General features: G+C 37.4%; 28 protein-coding genes and 1 pseudogene. 23 read left to right on the top strand and 6 right to left on the bottom strand.

The genetic code is table 11. The features are described 5' to 3' along the window. The 4 genes from H1D32_RS10565 to H1D32_RS10550 form a co-directional block, all read left to right on the top strand. The coding region (locus tag H1D32_RS10565; protein WP_261178245.1) for a Na+/H+ antiporter NhaC family protein at positions 1 to 749 on the top strand (749 nt) is incomplete at its 5' end. Positions 750 to 978: 229 nt separating this feature from the next. Beyond that, complete coding sequence (locus H1D32_RS10560) at positions 979 to 1941, top strand: DUF4097 domain-containing protein (protein WP_261178244.1); 963 nt, start codon at positions 979 to 981, stop codon at positions 1939 to 1941. Between the two features lie 99 nt (positions 1942 to 2040). After that, entirely contained in the window at positions 2041 to 4251 is a 2211-nt protein-coding gene (locus tag H1D32_RS10555) for an AAA domain-containing protein (RefSeq protein WP_261178243.1), read from the top strand. Positions 4252 to 4315: 64 nt separating this feature from the next. Continuing rightward, the gene (locus H1D32_RS10550) at positions 4316 to 5239 is read left to right on the top strand and encodes a TraB/GumN family protein (protein WP_261178242.1); all 924 of its coding nucleotides are present in this window, start codon (positions 4316 to 4318) and stop codon (positions 5237 to 5239) included. Positions 5240 to 5297: 58 nt separating this feature from the next. Here the strand turns inward: H1D32_RS10550 and H1D32_RS10545 are convergent, their stop codons facing one another. Next, complete coding sequence (locus tag H1D32_RS10545) at positions 5298 to 5447, bottom strand: hypothetical protein (RefSeq protein WP_261178241.1); 150 nt, start codon at positions 5445 to 5447, stop codon at positions 5298 to 5300. Beyond that, a complete protein-coding gene (locus tag H1D32_RS10540; RefSeq protein ID WP_261178240.1) occupies positions 5437 to 5586 on the bottom strand; it encodes a hypothetical protein in 150 nt (49 codons plus the stop codon). The genes H1D32_RS10545 and H1D32_RS10540 overlap by 11 nt, the downstream gene beginning before the upstream one ends. Before the next feature lie 96 nt (positions 5587 to 5682). Between H1D32_RS10540 and H1D32_RS10535 the strand changes: the two genes are divergently transcribed. From H1D32_RS10535 to H1D32_RS10520, 4 genes are all read left to right on the top strand, one after another. Then, positions 5683 to 5865, top strand: coding sequence for a hypothetical protein (locus H1D32_RS10535; RefSeq protein ID WP_261178239.1), 183 nt, complete (start codon positions 5683 to 5685; stop codon positions 5863 to 5865). A 348-nt stretch (positions 5866 to 6213) separates the two neighbouring features. Then, positions 6214 to 6696, top strand: a complete 483-nt coding sequence (locus tag H1D32_RS10530) for a flavodoxin domain-containing protein (protein WP_261178237.1) — start codon at positions 6214 to 6216, stop codon at positions 6694 to 6696. Positions 6697 to 6714: 18 nt separating this feature from the next. Further along, a complete protein-coding gene (locus tag H1D32_RS10525) occupies positions 6715 to 7587 on the top strand; it encodes a GNAT family N-acetyltransferase (protein WP_261178236.1) in 873 nt (290 codons plus the stop codon). Positions 7588 to 7669: 82 nt separating this feature from the next. Further along, the gene (locus H1D32_RS10520) at positions 7670 to 8461 is read left to right on the top strand and encodes a class I SAM-dependent methyltransferase (protein WP_261178235.1); all 792 of its coding nucleotides are present in this window, start codon (positions 7670 to 7672) and stop codon (positions 8459 to 8461) included. A 145-nt stretch (positions 8462 to 8606) separates the two neighbouring features. Here the strand turns inward: H1D32_RS10520 and H1D32_RS10515 are convergent, their stop codons facing one another. Continuing rightward, complete coding sequence (locus H1D32_RS10515; RefSeq protein ID WP_261178234.1) at positions 8607 to 8792, bottom strand: hypothetical protein; 186 nt, start codon at positions 8790 to 8792, stop codon at positions 8607 to 8609. Positions 8793 to 8958: 166 nt separating this feature from the next. Between H1D32_RS10515 and H1D32_RS10510 the strand changes: the two genes are divergently transcribed. Then, positions 8959 to 9300: a hypothetical protein gene (locus H1D32_RS10510; protein WP_261178233.1), complete on the top strand. Its 342-nt coding sequence runs from the start codon at positions 8959 to 8961 to the stop codon at positions 9298 to 9300. Between the two features lie 120 nt (positions 9301 to 9420). Continuing rightward, a complete protein-coding gene (locus H1D32_RS10505; protein WP_261178263.1) occupies positions 9421 to 9504 on the top strand; it encodes a YjcZ family sporulation protein in 84 nt (27 codons plus the stop codon). A 145-nt stretch (positions 9505 to 9649) separates the two neighbouring features. On the opposite strand, the gene H1D32_RS10500 is transcribed toward H1D32_RS10505, so the two are convergent. After that, complete coding sequence (locus H1D32_RS10500) at positions 9650 to 9961, bottom strand: DUF5634 family protein (protein WP_261178232.1); 312 nt, start codon at positions 9959 to 9961, stop codon at positions 9650 to 9652. Positions 9962 to 10108: 147 nt separating this feature from the next. Between H1D32_RS10500 and H1D32_RS10495 the strand changes: the two genes are divergently transcribed. The 6 genes and pseudogenes from H1D32_RS10495 to H1D32_RS10465 all read left to right on the top strand — a co-directional run bounded on the left by H1D32_RS10495 (position 10109) and on the right by H1D32_RS10465 (position 14063). Beyond that, the gene (locus H1D32_RS10495; protein WP_261178231.1) at positions 10109 to 10300 is read left to right on the top strand and encodes a YbxH family protein; all 192 of its coding nucleotides are present in this window, start codon (positions 10109 to 10111) and stop codon (positions 10298 to 10300) included. 12 nt (positions 10301 to 10312) lie between these two features. Next, on the top strand, positions 10313 to 10564 hold the full coding sequence (locus H1D32_RS10490) for a sigma-G-dependent sporulation-specific acid-soluble spore protein CsgA (protein WP_261178229.1): 252 nt from the start codon (positions 10313 to 10315) through the stop codon (positions 10562 to 10564). Between the two features lie 105 nt (positions 10565 to 10669). Further along, positions 10670 to 11421, top strand: a pseudogene (locus tag H1D32_RS10480) (nucleotidyltransferase domain-containing protein). Between the two features lie 4 nt (positions 11422 to 11425). Beyond that, entirely contained in the window at positions 11426 to 12058 is a 633-nt protein-coding gene (locus tag H1D32_RS10475; RefSeq protein ID WP_261178227.1) for an HAD-IA family hydrolase, read from the top strand. Between the two features lie 2 nt (positions 12059 to 12060). After that, on the top strand, positions 12061 to 13401 hold the full coding sequence (locus tag H1D32_RS10470; protein WP_261178226.1) for a purine-cytosine permease family protein: 1341 nt from the start codon (positions 12061 to 12063) through the stop codon (positions 13399 to 13401). A 74-nt stretch (positions 13402 to 13475) separates the two neighbouring features. After that, positions 13476 to 14063, top strand: coding sequence for a DNA-3-methyladenine glycosylase (locus tag H1D32_RS10465; protein ID WP_261178225.1), 588 nt, complete (start codon positions 13476 to 13478; stop codon positions 14061 to 14063). Between the two features lie 32 nt (positions 14064 to 14095). Here H1D32_RS10465 and H1D32_RS10460 read toward each other — a convergent pair whose 3' ends face one another. Continuing rightward, positions 14096 to 14518, bottom strand: coding sequence for a hypothetical protein (locus H1D32_RS10460; RefSeq protein ID WP_261178224.1), 423 nt, complete (start codon positions 14516 to 14518; stop codon positions 14096 to 14098). A gap of 206 nt (positions 14519 to 14724) precedes the next feature. Then, positions 14725 to 14994 carry a DUF1292 domain-containing protein gene (locus H1D32_RS10455; RefSeq protein ID WP_261178223.1) on the bottom strand — a complete coding sequence of 90 codons (270 nt, stop codon included), beginning with the start codon at positions 14992 to 14994 and terminating at the stop codon, positions 14725 to 14727. A gap of 279 nt (positions 14995 to 15273) precedes the next feature. On the opposite strand from H1D32_RS10455, the gene H1D32_RS10450 reads away from it, so the two are divergent. The 7 genes from H1D32_RS10450 (at position 15274) to H1D32_RS10420 (ending at position 20634) form a co-directional block, all read left to right on the top strand. Then, entirely contained in the window at positions 15274 to 15690 is a 417-nt protein-coding gene (locus H1D32_RS10450) for a hypothetical protein (RefSeq protein WP_261178222.1), read from the top strand. Between the two features lie 35 nt (positions 15691 to 15725). Next, a complete protein-coding gene (locus H1D32_RS10445; RefSeq protein WP_261178221.1) occupies positions 15726 to 16973 on the top strand; it encodes a glutathionylspermidine synthase family protein in 1248 nt (415 codons plus the stop codon). Further along, positions 16970 to 17386, top strand: coding sequence for a DUF350 domain-containing protein (locus H1D32_RS10440; RefSeq protein WP_261178220.1), 417 nt, complete (start codon positions 16970 to 16972; stop codon positions 17384 to 17386). Before H1D32_RS10445 ends, H1D32_RS10440 begins: the two co-directional genes overlap by 4 nt. Before the next feature lie 155 nt (positions 17387 to 17541). Then, positions 17542 to 18786, top strand: coding sequence for a glutathionylspermidine synthase family protein (locus H1D32_RS10435; protein ID WP_261178219.1), 1245 nt, complete (start codon positions 17542 to 17544; stop codon positions 18784 to 18786). Between the two features lie 70 nt (positions 18787 to 18856). Next, positions 18857 to 19873: a potassium channel family protein gene (locus tag H1D32_RS10430; protein WP_261178218.1), complete on the top strand. Its 1017-nt coding sequence runs from the start codon at positions 18857 to 18859 to the stop codon at positions 19871 to 19873. Between the two features lie 228 nt (positions 19874 to 20101). After that, positions 20102 to 20359, top strand: coding sequence for a hypothetical protein (locus H1D32_RS10425; protein ID WP_261178217.1), 258 nt, complete (start codon positions 20102 to 20104; stop codon positions 20357 to 20359). A 2-nt stretch (positions 20360 to 20361) separates the two neighbouring features. Then, the gene (locus tag H1D32_RS10420) at positions 20362 to 20634 is read left to right on the top strand and encodes an alpha/beta-type small acid-soluble spore protein (protein ID WP_261178216.1); all 273 of its coding nucleotides are present in this window, start codon (positions 20362 to 20364) and stop codon (positions 20632 to 20634) included. The last annotated feature ends 142 nt before the right edge of the window (positions 20635 to 20776 follow it).

Raw genomic sequence — 20776 nt, 5'->3', positions numbered from 1 at the left:
TCGAACCACAAGAAGTAATGGATGAAATGGCGGTAACGCAATTATTACAGGAGTATTTTCAAATCTCAATGATTGCTCTCCTCCCAATCATTGTTTTATTTGGGAGCATCATACTAAAGATGCGTACAGTTACTTCATTGGGATTAGGAGTTTTAACAGGAGTAATTGTTGCCCTGTTTTTGCAACAATTAGATGGCTTAACGATGATTGATCACTTAGCATTTGGTTATCGACATTCAAATAGTGATCTCGAAACAATCTTACGAGGGGGAGGAATCCTCACGATGGGCCAATTATTTTTATTTATCACCCTAGCAAGCATGATGAACGGAATTTTAGATAAAACACAGCTATTTAAGGTTTTTATGAAAAAAATGTTTGAGAAAGCTTATACACTTACTAGCTTTACAGCTCGAACGGTTGCGATTGGGATTCTCTTTGCAATTGTTGGTTGTAACCAAGCGTTTCCCGTTATGCTTACTGGCCGATCATTAAAAGACACCTGGGTAGATGCTGGCTACGAGAAAGAGGATCTAGGTAGAGTTGTTTGTGATTCCGCCCTTGTGGTATCAGGGTTAGTACCGTGGAACATGCTAGCAATTTTATCAGCAGCAGCTATTGGCGTCTCAACTTTGGATTATGCATTATTTGCTGCTTTTGCATGGGTTGGTCCGATCATGACGATTGCCGTAAGTTCTTTTTATCGTCCAAAGCAGCAAATTGAATACAAACAAAAAATTGCCACGTAACGCTTGTTACAAATTAGTGAACTAAGAGCCCGCGTATATCCAATAGGGCTTTTTTTAGCGTTTTCAGAATCCAAAATATGGTATCATTTAGTTGTATAGTAAGTAAAATACGCCTTAGGTCTTAGAGAGAAATATAGCTCAGGTTGATTTTGGAAGACGAGGGAATAACCTAAAATGAATATATAGAACAGAGCCAAGAAAAATGTTCAGATAAAAGGGAGGTCAAATAATGAATAAAGGGGCTTTACTAGGTTTAGCACTGATTGCAATCGGTGTATTAGCTTTCATTTTTCAATCGAATCAGCAACCTGTTTTTAACTTCTTTTCTAGTAGTACTGTCGAATTAAACGAGAGTAAAGTGGTCGATGGTGACAAAATAACAACGATCGACATTCATTCGTCTTCACCAAGTGTTTATCTCATTCCAACTGACAGTGACGAAATCACGATCGAACTAAATGGTGAGGTTAGTAGTAAGCTGAAAAATTCATTTTCACTAGATGTTAGTACCAATAGAAACAAATTGAAAGTAAAGGTAAATAGAAAAAACGAGACAATACGAAACTTCTTTGGATCGATGATTATTAATGCGAAGCTGGAAATCTACGTACCTGAAAAACTATATGACTCGATTACAATTCAAACTTCTTCTGGAGCAATAACGATTGAAGATCTAGCGGCAACGAATATCGAGTTAAGAGCTAGTTCTGGAAGCATTGAAGTTTCAGGCTTACATGCAGAAAAAGAACTCAATTTAGCATCTTCAAGTGGACGAATCGAGGCCAAAAATAGTCAGGCAAAAACAGTTAAATCGGCAGCAAGTAGTGGGGCCGTTACATTAAAAAACCTCTTAACTGAAAAAATTAATGTTGCTACATCATCAGGGAAAATTGACATAATTGATAGTGAAGGTGAGATAACCGCAGCAGCAAGTTCTGGACGAATTACGATAGAAAACGAACAATTAAACGGGAATATTAATGTCTCGACTTCAAGCGGGCGCGTGGAGGTTAGCTTCGATGAGCTTTCATCAGCGATCATCGACTTTAAAGGTAGCTCTGGCAAAGGGAATGTTTCTGTGCCTGGGATGACATTTGAAGAAAAATCGAATAATCAAATTTATGGAAAAGTAGGTTCTGGGGATTATGAAATCAAAGTTCGTACCTCATCTGGAGGATTTGACTTAAACTAATTATGAAATTATGTTATATTAATATACTATATGTTAAGGCTGACTCCTATGATGTCAGCCTTTCTTCGTTTCAAAATCAACCAAAAGGGAAGTATCGTGATGGAGTATTTAAAAGAATGGCAGCAAGCCTTACAAATAGAAATCAGTCACTTAAAAAAATACGGTAGTAATAAATTTCAGCTGAATAATGGTCATCTCGTTTCGAATGATCAAGGGTTTACGTATTACTTTGAGACTCCAACAAAAGTCATAATTGCTGTCGGGAGCAATGTAACCATTCAGTGGGGGAACCAAAAAGTTGCCGGAAGAATTCTCTCGGCAGAGGATACGAGCTTACTAGTATCATTAGAACGAACGTTAGGGGATCTGATTCATGAAGCACTGCTTTTCCATGACCCTTGGGAGCTACTAGAAGAATTGATTCAACGATTAGATGAACTTAAGAAAAGCAAGCAGAAACGAAACCGTGTCAAACAAATGATGAAACCAACCATTCCACCAAAGCACCCGACAGAGAAAAACAAAAGTAATTCCCATGAATTATTTTTCAGATCACAATATAATTCAGCAACCTTCGTCTGGGGACCGCCAGGCACTGGAAAAACATACACCTTAGCTCGCGTCGCAGCAAATAAATATTTTCAAGGAAAACGCGTACTGATCGTCTCCCATAGTAATCAAGCAGTTGATGTGCTCCTTTTGGAGATTGTCCAATTTTTATTAAAGAAAGAACGCTTCTCAGAAGGTGATATCCTTCGCTATGGAACGGGGACTTCACTTCAGGAGCCCATTACTACCCAAAAGCTCCTCGAAACACAAGATCCGAAATTGGCAAAAGAAAGAGAAGTAGTCACTACGGAGAAACGATTATTAAAACAGGATTTATCTCATTCATTCAGCAAGCGAGACAGTGAAACTCTGTTAGTCCTGGAAAAAAAACTAGCTGTCTTACTTGAAAAAGTGCGCCAAAAAGAAATTAAATTTTTAAAAACAGCAAAAATTGTTGGAACAACCTTAGCCAAAGCTGCCACAGACGCTACCATTTATGAGGAGAATTTTGATCTTGTTATCATTGATGAGGCTAGTATGGCTTATGTTCCTCAAACGGCTTTTGCCGCAAGTCTTGGGAAACGCGTGATTATCTCTGGCGATTTTAAACAGTTGCCACCTATTGCAGCTGCACGCCATGCACTGGTCGATAAATGGCTAAGAGAAGATATCTTTCATGCCGCAGGGATTGTTGATGCTCTTAAAAGTGGTAACTGGCACCCACATCTGATGCTACTAAAAGAACAACGCAGGATGCACCCAGAAATATCTGCTTTTACAAATCAGTACATTTACGGATCAAAAGTTTTTGATCATCCTAGTATGAGCAAAAAAAGAAATGATTTGGTCGAACAAGGCCCTTTCCCGAACCTCGCATCAGTGCTTGTCGATACAAGCTACACAGGTCAACATTGCATCCAAGAAAGAGCGTCAAAATCAAGACTGAATTTATGGCAGCTGTTACTTTCCTTTCAACTAATTCACGAGTCCTACACTAGTGGAGCAAGGTCAATAGGTTATGTCACTCCTTACCGCGCCCAAGCCATGCTAATGGAACAGCTTCTCCAAAGTCTGTATGAGAAGGAGCTTGCAAGTGCTGATATCATTGCTGCTACTGTTCACAGGTTTCAAGGAAGTGAACGAGACGTGATGGTTTTTGATACAGTCGATAGTTATCCAAAAGATCGTCCAAGTATGCTCCTTACCGGAAAAGATAGTGAACGATTAGTAAATGTTGCAATAACAAGGACCAAAGGAAAGTTCATTCATGTGAGCGACCGTTCCTTTATGAAAAATACGGTTTACAAAGGGAAAACGATCCGACAACTAGTCGATCATCAAGAACAAACGAAGCAAATCATTACGCATCAGCAAATTGGTACGTGGATCAAGCAGCAGCACCCAAAACTCCGTTGGATTCACGCCCTTAAGTTAGAACTTGTTTTTAAAGATCTCCTAGAAGCAAAAAAGACAGTCATGATTTCATTGCCAGAAGGAACGTCTTTGACTAGTGAGTGGGTAGCCCAGTTACAGGCCTTACCGAAAAAAATTCAAGTGACGATCTTTTCAAATCAGGTAGTACCAATTAGGCAACCTGTCACCGTTATCCATGAACTGTTTCCATTTCCTTTTATCATTATTGATCAACATGTATTATGGCTTGGCCAACCTTTGGAGGGAGCAAAACAGATTCGTCCTCCTTTTGTAGCAGCTAGACTTGATTCAGAAAAGTTTGTGGAACGATTATTAGCAATCATCTAAACTGCAACCTTTTTATTTTTCACACGTATAGGTACTATAACAAAAGAGTGTGGGGAGGCATTACATGTTGTTGAAAAAGTTAGGGTTACTGTTGGTACTAGTGATTTTCCTCTTTGGATGCACAGAAAAAACAATGGATCAACTTGATCCAAAAGAAGAGGCATCAAAAGGGATTTTTTACAAGGTTACTCATGAAGAGAATACTGTCTATTTATTAGGCTCAATTCACATAGGCATACCAGCTCTCTATCCATTAGCTGACGAAATTGATGCTGCTTATAAAGCCTCAGATTATTTAGCTGTCGAAGTAAATGTGAATGATTTAAATCAAACGGAAATGATGAAGTTACTTAGTGAAATTGGCATTTACAATGATGGAACGACCATAGAGGACCATATCGCTAGTGAACTTTACGACGAGTTGTTACAAACGCTAAGAAATCTTGGCTTACAGGCCGAAGCGGTTACACTATTTAAACCCTGGTTGGTTTCCGATATGGTAGAAGCGGCTCTTCTAGAAGAGGCTGGATACAGTTCAGATCTAGGTATCGATCAATATTTTCTAAGAAAAGCAGTGGATGATAATAAAGAGATAATTAGTTTAGAAACAGTGAAACAACAGCTAGACCTCTATACACTTTTATCGCCCGAGTCTCAGGAACAAGCTTTATATTCAACCTTATTTGAGCAAGAAACAAATCAAGAAAAAATCGCTGAGTTAATGTCCTTGTGGACGAGCGGTGATATACAAGCACTAAGTAAGTTGCGGATACTAGAAGGAGAGCAGTCTCAAGATTTTCTTGAGTATTTTTACGCACTAACTGACGAGCGTGACCTTAAGATGACAGAGAAGATCGAAGACTTCTTAAAAAATGAATCATCTGAGACATACTTTGTAGTCGTAGGTGCGCTTCATTTAGTTGGGGAAAATAGTATTGTCGACCTTTTGCAGTCAAGAGGCTACGATGTGAAACCAATGTTTGAATAATACACATGTCAAACACCACCAACGCCTTCCTTGTTGGTGGTGTTTGTATTTCATGTCATTAGGTATTCTTTTTATCACCATATTCACTCAAATACTCATTATCTGTTGTAGAAAACTTAGCATTTTGAAGGCTCATTTCTGGTTCTACCCCATAAACTTCATCTAATTCTGATTTTTTTTCATTAAATTTCTTTACTTTATCCTTCATTTTCCTTTTTTCCTCCTTGCTTTTTCCCATTACTTTTACTTGTTATGTTGCCACTTGTATATTCGTACGTTGCTGATATCCCGCTATCTTTAGCATTTCCTCTTGTTACTTTATATTGTTTCATGTCTTGCTGAGTCACATTATTATCCCCCTTTTTACAAATCAGGTTATTTTTCCACTTTTTCTTTTGTTTCATGCAGATTGGGAATGCTACATAAAAGAAAGGGGGGTAACCATGAGTAAACTTAATCACGAAGCAGCTCCAAATAACAATGTAACACCAGGTGATATTAAAGCTTCAAAGCGCGCTAATCCAACTGAAGATCATGAATTTTCAGAAGAATTATCTGATGGCGGAGAGCGAAATGAAATGATAAAGCAACAAGACAACCCAATAAGGGGCGTACGATTAATCTAAGGATTTTTTTCTAAACAATGAGCGGTTGAATAACTATATACACGGGTAGAACTTACTTTTTTGATTAGAAAAGATGCCCCGAGACCATGATGGTTAAGTTTTCTATTTCCTAACCGAAGAAAACAAAAACCTGTGAAGAAACATCTTACTCTAAAGAAGAAGAGGGCTATCATGAGATGCTAGCCCTTTCAAAGGAAACTATTGACATCCATTTTTTTGGGTGATACGTTTTAATTACACAGCTCTAATAACACACAAGCCCGTAGCCCAAAACAGAGCGATCTTTTGGCTGCGGTTTTTTTATTTCGTGAAAGCAAAAGGACTTAACAAAAAGGAGAAAAAAATGAGATGAATAAAACCGTCATAATTTACGCTTCTTCTCATGGAACTACAGTAAAAGCTGCAACCCTTCTTTGTAAAGAACTAAGTGGTCATGTTTCTTTGGTAGATTTAAATAATACAAGGTTACCAGACATTACTGAATTTGATGCAGTGATTTTAGGTGGCTCAATTCACGTTGGAACGATCCAACGAAAAGTGACAAAGTTTATTAAGCATAGCGAACAACAACTATTGAAAAAGAAAGTCGGCTTATTCCTTTGTTGTATGTACGAGGGCGAGCAAGCTCAAGCTCAATTTGAACAAGCGTTCAGCGAAGATTTACGCAACCAATCCGTAGCAAACGGATTATTTGGTGGAGAGTTTCTATTTGGAAAAATGAATTTTTTAGAAAAAGCAATCATTAAAAAGATGAAGGGCGATGCTGAGGATGTTTCTACCTTAAATCATGAAGCAATATCCCAATTTGCTCAGCAATTTCAGGCTAGATAAAAGATAGGGGGAATTTCGTTGAATTCATTTACTTTTATAAAAGACTATAAACACCACGAGCAATATAGGGCAAGTTTTAATGAACTAGCGAAAAGTACATTTCAGATTGACTTCGAGCCATGGTATCAACAAGGTTTTTGGAATGACCGCTATATATGCTATTCCTATTTAGATAATGACAAAATTGTTGCGAATGTGTCCATTAGTAAAATGCAAATGGTCATTGAAGGCGTAAAAAAACACGCCATTCAAATTGGAACGGTTATGACCCACCCTGACTATCAAAAACAAGGTCTTGCAGGTAGCTTAATGAACAAAGTAATTGCTGAACATGAACAAGAAAACGATCTGTTTTTCTTATTTGCTGATGAAGATGTTCACAACAATTTCTATAAAAAATATGGGTTCCACCAAGTACATGAGTCAACGTTTTCAATCTCAGTTCAGTCAACTGACCATACTTACAAGTCACAAAAACTAAGCTTTGAAGGCGATAAACAAATGATTTTCGACTATTATGCAAAGAAAAATTCATCACATAACTTTGATATCGAAAAGGGGGAGCATGTCCTCGGATTTTACAGTATCTATGGATTTGGAAATAGCGTTTATTACATAGAAGAACTCGACGCAGTAGTTATCTATCAAAGGAAAGCTAAGAAATTGCATATTTACGGTGTATTTAGTGATCAACAGATTTTGTTACATGATCTTCTTACCTATATTTCTACTAACGAGACAACAGAGGTTGTTTTTTACTACACGCCAGATTTTAAAGATTTACACTCAAAAGGCACACGCATCCTTACAACGGATGATCTTTTTCTAGTTAGAACGGCTAGCGTCAAGTTTCCTGAGTACTTCAAGTTTCCGCTTATTGCACATGCCTAAAAGCAAATAACAGCTACTGATTTGACTTATCCGACATCAATAAAAATTTTTTGTGTATTTACTAAATAGAGGGGGAACTAAAATGAAAGAGATAGAGGCTAATAAAAAAGCTTGGGGATTGTTATCAGAAGATCATTATCATAATTTCAGAAAGCTCCTTAGTCAAGAAAAATCACTTTTAAACAACATTATTACAACGGAACTAGGAGACATTCAAGGTAAATCAATTATCCATCTACAATGTAATACCGGTGCTGATACCATTTCGCTTGCTAGATTGGGGGCAACTGTGACTGGTGTTGATCTAGTTCCAGAAAATATAGAATATGCCCGAAAACTAGCAGAAGAATTTGGAGTTTCTACCGTCAGGTTCATAGAATCCGACATTATGGAACTAGCAGAGAAGCACGGTGAAAGATACGATATTGTGTTCACCTCTGAAGGTGTTATTGGCTGGCTACCAGACTTGGATAAGTGGGGTGCAACGATTAAACATCTCCTAAAGGACGATGGTTTCTTTTACATCAATGACAGCCATCCTTACTTTATGACAATGGACGAGGAAAAGCTGAAAGAAAATCAAGTTTCAATTAAGTATCCATATTTCAATAAGACTCCTGATGTAAGTACGATCATCGGCGGTTATGCCTCTGAGCCAAAAGAAGGCGAGAATTATTTTTGGATGTATACGATGAGTGACATTATTAATTCATTAGCTAAAGCAGGTTTAGCGATTGACTTTTTTCATGAATTTGATACCTTATGCTGGAACAACGGGGGTATGGAAGAGGTTGAGAGAGGGGTTTATCAATATCCATTCTTTAAGGGGAAATTTCCGTTTCAGTTTAGTTTAAAAGCTACAGTACGACTTTAGTGTAGAAGTAAGACCTATCGACGAACAAAGAATAATGTAACAATTAAATGCTATCGAATATCGGCTTCTAAAAACACTAACCCGCCAGCTCTAAACTGGCGGGTTATATTATGACTATTTTCACAGCCACTATTAAGACGTTCTTCTAGTTTTGGTTTAGATTTTCATGTTTCATTTCCATTTCAATACGAGCAACTTCTTCTTTTGCTTTTTTATCGGCTTTTTTTAATTTAGACAAGGTTATTTTTGCCACAATAAAGAGAACTGCCATTGCTAAATATGCATAACCAAAGCCACCTGCTGCCTTGTCAGGGAATGTAAAGATATCCATAGGTAACACTACCTTTCATCTTATCTAATATAATTATACTGGAAATAGAGTTTTTTATCTACACTTATGCTCTTTGAGATCTTTGGAAAAGTAGGCGCTGGGTACATGCTCCATAAATAGACAAATACATAGTATAAATGGAAACCAAACTCAAGGAGGCTACTCAATGTATAACTACTATCCAGAACAAATAAATCAATTTTCTCAATATGATCAAAATGATGAAAGACTATTACCGTTTTTAGGCGCGGCCACTCTGCCATTCGTCGTAGGTGGGGCGTTAGGAGGCGGATTTGGGGCACCATATGGAACAGGATTCGGTCCGCATCATGGATGGCATCATGGACACCACGGACATCATGGACATCATGGACACCATGGGCATCATTGGCACCACGGACACCATGGACACCATGGACACCATGGACATCATGGGCATCATGGGCATCATGGGCATCATGGGCATCATGGCGGACACTTTGGAAGACCGCCATTCGGGTATAGATAGGATTAACTAGGCATCCATGACATACTTCCTAAACCGTGATTTGCCTATACACTTTAACTATTATGAGTATAGTAACCACGAAGATGTTTTCGATTAAACGTAGATAAAGGAGTAGATCACATGGTTGCAGGATTCGCGTTAATTGTAGTATTGTTTATTCTTTTAGTAATCATCGGATCTTCTTACGTAGGCTATGGTTATTAATTAAAAAAACAATCGCACTAAATAAAATTTTAAAAGGCTGCCATTTGGTAGCCTTTTTTAATGATGCTGTTGTAGTAACCTTTGCTGCTTTTAGGTAGATAGTAATCGTGAAGAATTTAACGTTTGTTTACCTATATCGCTTTTCTTATTGATTAAATTGGCCATCTAAATGTGAAAAAACTGCATCAAGACTTTCATATCCTCTTGAATCTCCGTCATCACTCTCAATGACCCAGTTTTGTTCATCTGAAGCTAAATTACCGGATTCATTTTTCCTAAATGCTTGATGGATCATGTACACTTCACCATTCTTCCTAACTGTATATCCTAAGTAATAGCGATTTCCTTCTCCTTCTTCTTGGAAAATACCAACATCTTCAAGATCATATTTTTCCAGTAATTTCGGAAGTGATTGGTTCATTTCATTTAAAATAGCTTCCCTATGAATAGGTTCCATACTAATCCCCCTTTTTTCAGTCTTACAGTTTTAATATGCACATTAACGCTTAAAAAATGTTTTATTCTGTGTCTGAACAATAAATTTTCCATTAGTGAGTCATAATAAAAGTGGCAAGACTTTCAGAAAAACAAAGGAGTGGTTTTCGTGGGGGCGATTGATCGCAATGGGTATCGGTTTGAACCAGAATTTAGTGTCATAAATCAAGCAGGCGCAATTCATGTTTCAAAAAATGGTGAGTTTATTGAAGAGATCATCTTCAATTTCTCTGGAGAATTTCCTGACCTCAGTCAAATAGAGGGCATTGTTGATACATATTGCGAAAAACATAATATTTAGGAGGTTATCTTGATGGATGCAACATTAGGCTATTTACGGGAATCATTATCGAACTATACAGAAAAATACCCAAGCTGCCAAAGAATTTATAACAAGCTTAAAGAAAACGGTTATGAAAACGAGGGTGAATTTGTCAATGATTTAAATGAAGCTGATATGGCCGTGCTTGATCTTGTATTAAAAAATGAAATAACCTACGCCAAGAAAGAACAGGATCAAAAACGCGCTCATGAGTTAAGCGAAGTATATGAATTATTATTCTAAGAGCGTATAATAAGAAAAGTGGAAATAACCTAACAAGCATTTCCACTACAAGGCAGTGAGATTAGTCGCACTGTCTTTACTTTTCCCTATACTGGTGGCGATTTTATGATTAACCAACAGCTTCAACTAGTTGAAAACACTCATAATGTGAAAATTATTTTCGCTTGTGAAGCCGGTAGTAGATCGACTGGACTTGATACCGAGAATAGTGACTATGATGTTCGATTTCTTTACATTCGGCCAATTAAGTGGTACTTATCAATTGATAAAAAAATGATGTCATTTCCTTACCGATCAATGATTCGCTCGATCTTCATGGATGGGATTTACAAAAGGCTTTATTTTTATTAAAAAAGTCAAATCCAACCCTTTTAGAATGGTTACATTCAAGCATAATCTATCAAAAAAATGATCAAATAATTCAGAATATCATCGAAACAATTCCTTCTATGTTTTCTGCTAAAACGTGTATATATCATTATTTACATATGGCACAGCGAAATTATCAAGATGTGTTAAAGAAACCATCAGTAAAGCTCTATCTAAACACAATCCGTCCAATACTCGCATGCTCATGGATTGAACGATATGACGCATTTCCACCAAATGAGTTTCAGAAGTTAGCCAAGGGGTGCTCAGCTGAAAAGGCGATCATCGAATTGGTTAAACTCAAAAAAGGGCAAAAAGGAACACCAAATTATCTTGTTTTAAATACATACATAGAAACGGAGTTAAGCCGTTTTTCTCACATAGCCAATAACCTCGACGGAAAGAATGAGAAGAGTACGAAACAATTAGATGAGATCTTTTTGTTTGCACTTCAAGAGGTTTGGAGAATTAATTTAGGAGCGGAGTGACAGTATGCTAAAATATATTATTTTTGATTTTGATGGAACATTAGTTGATTCTAAAGACCTATCCATACAAGTTATTAATCAACTAGCTGAAAAATATCAGATTAATAAACTAAGCGAAACTGATATCGAGCATTTAAGGAAGTACTCAATTGCTGAGCGTTGCAAAGCAATGAACTTCCCATTGTATAAAATCCCTTTTGCATTAATTGACTTTTTGTTGCTATATAAAGACGGAACTAAGCAATTAGAACTGTTTCCAGGAATAAAGGAGTTATTAACTACACTAGAAAAAGAAGACTATAAACTGGCTGTTATTTCTTCAAATACAGAAGAAAATATTAAACAGGCACTTCATAATAATCAAGTTGAAAATATAAATGAAATTCTTGCTGCTTCTATTTTTGGCAAAGATAAAGTAATTAAGAAATTTTTAAAGAATCATAGGTTAAAAGCTTCCGAGGTACTGTATGTGGGTGATGAGTTACGAGATATATTGGCTTGTAAACGGGCTGGGATTAAAATTGCTTGGGTCAGTTGGGGCTTTGATTCCATTGAAGTAACAAATATAGAACAGCCTGATTTCTTTGCACATCATCCAAATGAAATTTATTCAATTGCTAACTCAATAGGGGGATAGTCATGGGAGAAGCGGTAAAAACGATTGAAAAAAGAACAGTTGTCGAACGGTTTGGCTTAGAAGCCGTGCCGTTAGAGTTAAGGACAACGACAGCGATGGAATACTCGATGATTCAAATCGCTATCTCTGTCAATGCAGGAAACTTTTTGGTCCCAGCCTTAGCTGTTTTAGAAGGAGGGCTATCATTTTCTTATGCTGTTTTATCTACCGTCATTGGAGCGGCCTTTGCTTTTTTATTTGTATCCTTTTTAGCATTACCAGGGGCAAAATACGGAATCCCCGCTCAATATGCTATCCGTTCTATAATGGGCATAAAGGGGGCTCGTTATGTTGCCTCTCCTATTCGGACGCTAACCTCTTTATATTGGTTTAGTGTTCAGACAATCGGTGGAACCTACCTTTTAAAAGAATTAATTGAACGATTTTTCGGCTACCAAGTACCATTTATCCCGATAGCATTAGTTATGGCTACCATTATGGCAATCCTTGCATTGATAGGTTTTGACGCTGTAAAAAAGATAACGAAATACTTCTTACCAATACTATTTCTTGGTGGTATAGTAATGCTCTTTATCTTTATAACCTCCACTGAAGCCGGAATGACTTTTAAGGATGTATTGACAAAAGAAGGCTCAAATCAAATTGGAACGGTCGTTTTCTTTGCAAGTCTTGCCTTTGTTCAGTATGTATCAGGTGTCAGCTCTGCTTCAGATATGGCTCGTTATGGTAAGACACCTAAACAAGCGTTTACCGGCTTATATTTTGGTAATGTAATAGGTTTTACGATAACAGCGGTTTTAGGAGCTTATACTGCCGCACTAGCAGGTAGCTGGAACCCATATGTTATATCTTCACAGCTCACAGATTCAACACTGTTTATCAGCATCATTTTTGTGGCTACCATAGCTTCAATGATTTCTATTAATTTAAGCAATGCCTACACAGGGGGTTATAGTTTGTTAAATAGTATCCCCCGATTAGGCCGCGTAAAAAGTGCGCTCATCTTTGGGCTTGCAGCCATTTCTTTGAGTGCATTTCCCACATTAGTAAATGATGCAAAATTGTTCATCTCTTTGTTAGGGGCCTTTATTATTCCTTTATCAGCTGTTATTGTCAGTGATTTTCTTTTTATCAAAAGACGTGTGCTTACAGAAGTTGATTTTGAAAGATTGGGAAATGAGAGTTATCAGTATAATACCAGTGGCTTTATTTGTATTGGAATTGGAATGATGTTTTATTTTATTTTGCCTGAATCGTTATCGCCCGGTTTTCTCACATTTATCATTACATCAGCATGTTATTTATTGATAAGGCTATTTTCGTTTCGTCTGTTACTTAAGTAACATGTATATCAATCCTAGACATGGCAAAGATTAGATGAAGAGGAAAACTGTTATTTTCTTGAGGTGAGCCAAGCTTGAAATACAAACCATTAGGCAATCCATTCTATCAACAACCAACCCTTAAGTTAGCTCAATCGTTACTTGGAAAGTTACTTGTCAACGAAACGGTGGAAGGAGTAACCTCAGGCTGGATCGTCGAAACAGAAGCCTATATTGGTCCAGACGACAGAGCTGCACATAGCTTTGGTAATCGCCGCACCCCTCGGACTGAAATTATGTTTGGTCCAGCAGGGATGACCTATACATATGTAATGCACACCCATTGCTTAGTAAATGTCGTAAGTGGCGAAGTTGATCACCCAGAAGCTGTACTAATTCGCGCACTCGAACCACATGATGGAGTAGACCTTATGTATAAAAGACGAGATAAGATCACGAAACAACGCGACTTAACAAATGGTCCTGGTAAGTTAACAAAAGCATTAGGAATTACCAATAATGATTACGGCCACCCTTTAACCGAACCGCCACTTTATATCGCTGAAGGAAAACCACCTTTACAAATCTCGAGCGGTCCAAGAATTGGGATTGAAAATAGCGGTGAAGCCCGTGATTACCCTTGGCGATATTGGGTTACTGACAGCATATATGTATCAAGGTAAAGCTGTCTCTAAGTTGAGACAGCTTTATCTTTTTATTGATGCTGTTGTGAATAATGACTTGATTGGTATGGAGATGGAGGATGCTGCATACTTGTCTGATTGGTCATTTGTTGATGGTGTTGTTGTTGGATAGGCTGATACGTTATAGCTGAAGTTTGCCCGTAATTCACCATGCTTGAAGTTTGACTTCTAAGTTCATTTTCTAAGTGGTTACATGTTTGGATGATTTGTTGGCATTGACGAATTGCTTGTTCATGCCCCTGAAGTGAATGTTGGATATATTGAACCGCTTGACGCTCCCGTTGGATCATTTGTTCTAACATTTGAACGTTTTGTTGCTCTTGTTGTAACATTTGCTGGTATTGTTGACTTCCTTGTTGGGTTTGCTGGATTAATTGCTGTGCATACTGACGACATTCGTTAATTTCTTGAAAACCTTGTGTAGACATATTCATAAACGATGACCTCCAGACAGTAGATTGTTTTTTGGAACAAGTGTATTATGTGGCAAGCTCAAATAATCAATCCTTTATAAAATTTAAATAAAAAGCCAATATCTAACGTTTGGATTTACCGTAAACGTATGTATTAATTTCTCAACTACCGCAAATGTAAATAAAAAGGATCAACCTCCAAAGGTAGATCCTTTCTACAAACATTCTTAATCTGATATTATATTTGGGTCTCGTGAAGCTTCTACAGCAAGGGCATAAGCGGATAAAATTGATGCTTTTTCTTCTTGGTTGGTAATTCCAACAAGTGTTTGTCCATCATCATGATCTTCAATTCGCATTAAGATCACCTCTTCGTCCGAAGACAAAAGAGCATAAGAATCATCGGCCATATCAAATAATGCTTCAACACTATAGTCCTTCATTGTTCCTTCATCGTCTCTAATGGTTATTTGATCGCGAATTTCATTTATATCCATTTCATTTCCACCTTTACGATAAGACTTACTTTTAATTTTCCCTTAATAGAGCAAAATATTTTAGACCAACATATAGGTTATAAGTAGATTTTATTTTTCCACGATTTTCATGCTACAATTGAGTGAATTTGATAATTACCTCAATCAAGGTGGTTGCGAATCGTTTTTGTGCTACTGAATAGAGAACTTTAGTGCGAAAATAACGGATGATAATATGTGTTAAAACGTTAAGAACTTGAAACTTAGAATAATACGTTTCGTAAATGAACTGGAGGTGTAATGATGAGAAAACCAAAAACAGATAAATTGTTAAAGGGGATTGTTGGTACATCACTCGCACTTGTGACGGTTACTGGTTGCGGTGTTAATCGACATGAACTAACGGCCATTCCAGATTATCGTACTGGTAACCCTGAGATAAGCGAGGCACCTGCATTACCATCACCAGAAGAGGCTGATTGTGACACCTGGAAGTGGGATGAAGAAGCAGAAGGGTACCAGTGTTTCCAAGAAAGTTCACAAAGGTATGGTCACTATTATTTTGGCGGTATGTGGTTTCCGACAATGGCAGCGTTTATCGCCGGACGATCATCGGCAGATGGAGGCCAAATACAAGAGCAACGAATCCAACCACCTCCCCTGGCAATCAAGTCACGCAACCAAGAACAAATACAAACAACCAGGAACAGTGAATAACCCACGCTCCGGAATGGGTACTGGTGGTATTTTTGGTGGATAGGGTGCTGCGTAACAAATTTTATAGTAAAATCCCAAATTTCTGGGATCGTTTATACGGGATGGAATATGCATTGTTTGATTGTTTAGAGTTAACATCGGATGAACTTGATCAAATTAAGCGAGCCACGACTGATACTTATCGAATTTATAAAAAAATAAGTCACTTAATCAGAGGTGCCTCAAATGAAACACTCCTTGATCTTGGTTTTCCGGAAAAGGCACTTTCATTTTTAAGAAATGTACATTTGCCGTATGAAACAGTCATTGGCCGCTTTGATTTTGTGATGTTACAGGATGGACCAAAAATCATTGAGTTTAATTCTGATACTCCAACTTTCATTCGCGAATTATTTGAGGTGAATGGTTTAGTTTGTGAGCACTTTGGAATTCAAAATCCAAATAGTGGTGAAGATGTTGTGCTGGGAAAAGCGATTCGAAATAGTGTTTTTCATTGTGCAAATGATTTAGAATTACAAAGACATCCTTATGTTATTTTCACTGCTCATGAAGACGACATTGAAGATCGAGAAACGATGATGTATTTAATGGATCTTGCAAAAATTAAAGGAGCTCATTTTATCCCTTTACAGGAGATACAACTAATTACTGAAGGGGAAAATAAGGGAGTTTACGATCTAGAAGGAAATAAGGTCGATATTGTATATCGTCATACATATCCAATGGAAGCACTGCTTGAAGATGTCTCAGACAATCATTTCCCGATCGGAATTGAATTTATGAAGCTTGTAGAAGAGAAGAAAGTAGGAATGTTAAATCCTGTTTCGGCCTTTCTCATGCAAAGTAAGGCTATTATGGCCTTAATATGGGGCATGTATGAACAGCGCCATTCTTTTTTTACACAAGAAGAACAAAAGATCATTCATCAATATTTTTTACCAACCTATTTAGATGAAGATCCTTTTGTTACAACAGGCGAAAAATACGTTTCAAAGCCAGCCTTTGGCCGCGAAGGAAATACTGTCGAAGTAAAACAGAATGGAAAAACCCTTTATACCGAACAAGAGAAGTCGTACGATCATTATGTAAAAGTCTTTCAAAAATATATCGAATTACCAGTAACAACAATAAAAACAGAACATGGTGAGAAAGAGGCACATCTTCTCATTGGAAGTTTTATCGTGAACGAAAAAGCAAGTGCCTTTGGCTTTCGTGCCGGCGCAAAAATTACTGATAACTTATCATATTTCCTCCCTTGTGGAGTGAGAGGAGAAGCGAAATGAATTTAACATTTTACTTACAAACATTTGATCATTTTTTGATTTACCTTGGTGCTTCATTACTCTTATTCTTGATCGGTACTTTTATCTTCAAATTAATTACTCCATATTCTGAACGATCGTTAATTAAAAACGGAAATGTGGCGGTATCTCTTAAATTATTAGGGAAAATGGCTGGCTTGGTTGTTGTTCTCCAATCAGCGATTCGCAGTTCAATTAATCTGATTGATTTAGCGTTGTGGGCGTTTATCGCCATTATTGTCCAAATCGTTTTACACCTAGTTATTGAATACGTATTTACCCGTAACACAAATTTAGCTAAAGAAGTTGAAAAAGGGAATGTAGCTGTCGGACTTTTCTTAGGTGGCGTTTCTATTTTGGTAGGACTAATTGTCGCAGCTTGTATTAGTTATTAATACGGGCTGTTTTTGATAATAAATAAGCCATTGGGACAAATAAATTTGTCCCAAAAAGCTTATTTATTCTTAAAAGCCGACCTAAAAGCCACAATGTTTACGAAAAGAGCCTTATTACTAGACAATCCAGTGAATTAACTTAGGAGGGTTTTTAGATGCTTCCATACAAATCTTTAACTGAACCATTCCAGCAACAGAGCTACCTAAAAAATTGGGAGGCAGTAGAGAAAAAGGTTTCTGCCAAAGGATTTACCTGGGCGACCCTTTATGAAAATTATGAAGACAATCAATACATGAGTGATTCATTACTCCTGGTTCCCCGTGGCATGGCCTATGAAATTGAAAATGCGTCTAGAGCTGTTCATGACATTTATACGAAAGCCTTTGAGCGGATTTGTAAAGATCCCTCAACTTTACACCAATTAGGCTTTCCGGTTATGTTATGGGATCTTTTTTTAAAACCTTCGAAAACGAAATTTTCTTATTTTGTAAGATATGATTTCATTGCTTCAGCAGAAGGCTTAAAAGTCATTGAGGCAAATACAGACACACCAGTGGGCATCGTTGAAGCTTCGATAGCTCAGGAAGTTCTATGTGCAGAACATCATAGCCAAAATCCAAACTCGCAGCTAGGAAAGAGAATTAGGGACGCTTGGTATCAAGTAATAAAAGACTATTACATTCGCAGTACCGATACATTATTTTTCACATGTGCAGATTGGCATACAGAAGACAAACAAACTGTTGAATATTTGCTGAGTTTATACCCACAAAAAGCAAAGTATGTTCCGCTAGAGCATATTGTTGTTGAGAAAAGTGGTGTGAAAACTCCTGATGGAGAGAAAATAGATTTTTTATATCGGCTTTACCCTCTAGAATATTTTTTAGAAGAAAAAAGCGGGACAGGGGAGGCAATCGGAGAGCAATTTCTAGTTCATATTATGGAAGATACCTTAAAAGTGATTAATCCTCCATCTGCCTTACTCATGCAGTCAAAAGCCATTCTAGCGTTGATTACGTCCAAAAAAGAAGAATGGTTTACGAGGAGCGAGCAGAATGCAATTGAAAAGTATTTCTTACCGACTTACCATTCTTTAGACCAACTTCAAGACTCCTATGTCAGAAAACCTGTGTTAGGAAGAGAAGGGGGCGGGATCCAAATGGTTGTCAATGGAACCGTTCTAGAGGAAGATAATGAATACTACCAAAATCAAAAGACTGTATATCAACCATACTTTCCGATGCCGGACCAAACGATTGATACTTGGGATGGACCTTATACAGGAAAGTTACTAATCGGGTCCCACGTAATCGGAGGAGAACCGAGCGGTCTTTTCTTTCGCGTCGGCGGCTTGATTACAGGGGATTTGTCCATGTTCGTTCCATACACAACGATTTAATTAGTTAGCATGATGGAGAGACCTTATCTCCGTCTTACTTATGTATTTAGGGTTATGGGGGATAGAAACAATGCATTTTTTTCTGAGACTTAGTTTAACTTTAATAAAAATGAAAAATCTAACCTTACTACTGACAACACTGATCTTTATATTCTTTTGTACAATTGTCATGTACATACTAGAACCTGAAAATTTTGAAACAATATTTACTACCTTTTATTTTGTCATGACTACCTTTGCTACTGTTGGATACGGTGATTATTCACCGGTCACGGTGGCAGGGAAATTTTTTTCTGTGTTTATGTATTTAATTGGCATCGGGCTATTGGGTGTGGTCATCGGAAAAATTGTCGACTCTTTTACGATTCTCCGACGAAAAAGGGAGGAAGGAAGAATGAATTATATGAAAAATCAGCATATCATCATAGTTGGCTGGAGTAAAAAAACAGACATTGCAGTCAAAGAAATCCTTGACTCAGAACCAACCACCGAGATTGTGATTGTTGATCAATTACGACAATCTCCCATCGATTTAGCCTATAATCGTGTTCATTATATTCAAGGCGACCCAACTGAAGCAGAGACTTTTGAGAAGGCGAACATAACAAAAGCGAAATCGGTGATCATATTTTCAGATGATACCATTCATGACCCTTCGTTAAAAGACGCTAAAACGTTGTTAGTGGCTATTACAGTAGAACGGTTGGCACCAAAAATACATTCAACGGTTGAAGTGGCAACCGAGAAGCATGTCTCTAACTTTTCCCATGTAAAAGTAGACGAATTTATTTTATCCCAAGAAACAATTTCCCACTTAGCTGTCCGCTCGGCTTTATATAAGGGGGTAAGCCAAGTATTTTCCCAGCTAATTAGTCGGCAGCATGGTGAGGATTTGTACAAGATTTCTAAAAAGGCAGATTGGTCTACATATAACGACGCCTTCCAAGCCTTATTACAAAATGGAGCAACCTTAATTGCGGACAGGCACCTGTTAGATATTAATAGACGCTTAAACGAGACCATTCCAGAAGAAGCAGTTCTTTATATTATTTGCAATCGAGAAACCTATGAAAAGTTAAAAAAATAATTATCTGCAGGCATACCAACACTCATTACTTAGCGTAATCTTTTTACATATTTTAGTAGGTATTCGTGTGAATTTCCTCAATTTATTATAGTTAATCTAGAAGTGCGATGTGCACTTCTTTTTTATGCCTAAAAATGAAAAACAAATAAAACAATTTGAAGGAAACCGCATCATCGAATAAGTGTAAAACAATGGTACAAACTAAAAATAAAATGCATGGAGGGTACCATGGAACATCAACCTTTGACTTACTTTGAGAAATTAGAACGGTTATATGTCTTAACAGAAACTCGAAAAATGCTCCGAAACCAAGCAGATGAACTAAGAAGCAGTAACCAAGCCGTTGATTTGATTGAAGATGATCTGAACAAAATAGAACAAGAAATTAAGTATTATGCCAACGGTCACGATATTGAAGAGCTTGATTTTACAACATCCTCACTAATTAATCCAGTATTTTATACTGATTTTGAAGGAATTGAATAGTTATGCCAAGAAGAAAACGGAGACTGCTTGTTCCAGAAGCTCAAGATGGAGTAAATCAATTCAAAGCTAATGTGATGGCAAACATTGGCTATGAGGTTGACCCTGCCTCGCCTGATGACGTTAAGTATGAAGTGGCTAAAGAGTTAAATGTTCCTCTAAAAAAAGGCAATAACGGCAACTTAACCTCAAAACAAGCAGGTCAAGTTGGCGGCCAAATTGGGGGAAGTATGGTAAAAGAAATGATAAACATGGCAAAAAACAACCTTGGAAAATGAGGTCTCAAAGCTACTATCAAAAGCACCTTGTACAACCTCATAAGCGACCTAATCATAGATTCTCCTCAGGTTGTTTAGAAAACCTCAACAGCATGGAGCTTGGACTTTGGTCCAAGCTTTTTTTCATGTTCGCAGGAATTCA

This window comes from Anaerobacillus sp. CMMVII (genome assembly GCF_025377685.1).
Lineage (GTDB): Bacteria > Bacillota > Bacilli > Bacillales > Anaerobacillaceae > Anaerobacillus.
The sequence above is the reverse complement of the archived record's forward strand: the minus strand, read 5'-3'. Positions and strand labels throughout refer to the sequence as shown.